Annotated in this window: 1 protein-coding gene; it reads right to left on the bottom strand. The window is 76.3% G+C overall.

Annotated features, from left to right (window positions below; translation table 11 throughout):
• On the bottom strand, window positions 1-1094 hold a 1094-nt coding region (locus tag H5J29_RS33830; protein ID WP_281376173.1), incomplete at both ends, for a 3'-5' exonuclease.

The following is a 1094-nucleotide window of genomic DNA, read 5'->3' as shown; positions in this document are numbered from 1 at the left end:
CCGTGTCCGCGGCGAGCTCGACGAGCTGGCTCACGCTGACCTGGCCGGGGAGCGTGACCGTGGGGCGGGCGACGCCTGCGGCCCGCTCGGCGAGCAGGACGTCCACGTCCGCGGCCCAGCCCTCGGGATCCGGGTCCTCGACGGGCTCCGGTTCCTCCAGCTCGAAGCTGAGCTGGTTCTCGTCCTGCCGCTTCCGGGCCCGCTTCGCCCGCTCCCGGGCCTTCAGCGCCTCGCGCACCAGGTCGGCGCCCTCGTGCACCGCGGCCGACCGGGCGCCGAACGGGTCGGCGGGCCACTCGCCGGTGACCTCACGGGCCAGCACCGGGTTCTCCGCCTCGGGCTCGGGCGGGTCCGCCCACACCTCGGGCACGGTGACCGCGCCCAGCGTGGTGAGGAACTCCGACGGCCCCCGCGGCGTCGACCCGGTGGCGCCCCAGTGGTGTCCCGAGCACAGCAGCACCCGCTCCGACCGGGTGAGCGCCACGTAGAACAGCCGCCGCTCCTCGGTCCGCCGCCGCGCCTCGAGGCCATCCTCGTGCTCGTCGAGGGCCAGCTCGACCTGCTTGCGGTCCGGCGCGGGCGGGACGTACAGCCCGGGCAGGTCGTCCGCGTCCCCCCGCAGCGGGACCGGCAGCTCGGCGACGGCGGTGATCCAGCTCCCGGACATCTTCCGGCCGGGGAACACCTGGGTGACCAGGTGCGGGACGGCCACGACCTCCCACTCCAGGCCCTTCGCCGCGTGCACGGTGAGGATCTGCACCCGGTCCTCGGCCACCTCGACCTCGCCCGGGGACAGCCCGTCCTCGGCCTGCTCGGCGGTGTCCAGGTAGTCCAGCAGGGCGGGCAGGCCGGACACCTCGGCACCCGCCGCGAAGTCCGCGACGACGTCCGCGAAGGCGTCCAGGTGCGCGCGGCCCGCGGGACCGGGCCGGGCGGCGGTCTCGACGTCGAGCAGCAGCACCCGTTCGACGTCCGCGACCAGGTCCGGCAGCGGCGCCGACGCCCGCGACCGCAGCCAGGACAGCTCGCGCGCCAGCCTGCGGATCCGCGCGTACCCGGCTTCGGAGTAGTGCTCGGCGGGGCCCGGGTCGTCC

This window comes from Pseudonocardia pini, assembly GCF_013870575.1.
Taxonomy (GTDB): domain Bacteria; phylum Actinomycetota; class Actinomycetes; order Mycobacteriales; family Pseudonocardiaceae; genus Pseudonocardia; species Pseudonocardia pini.
Note: the sequence above shows the minus strand (reverse complement) of the source record. Positions and strands in the feature narration are given on the sequence as shown.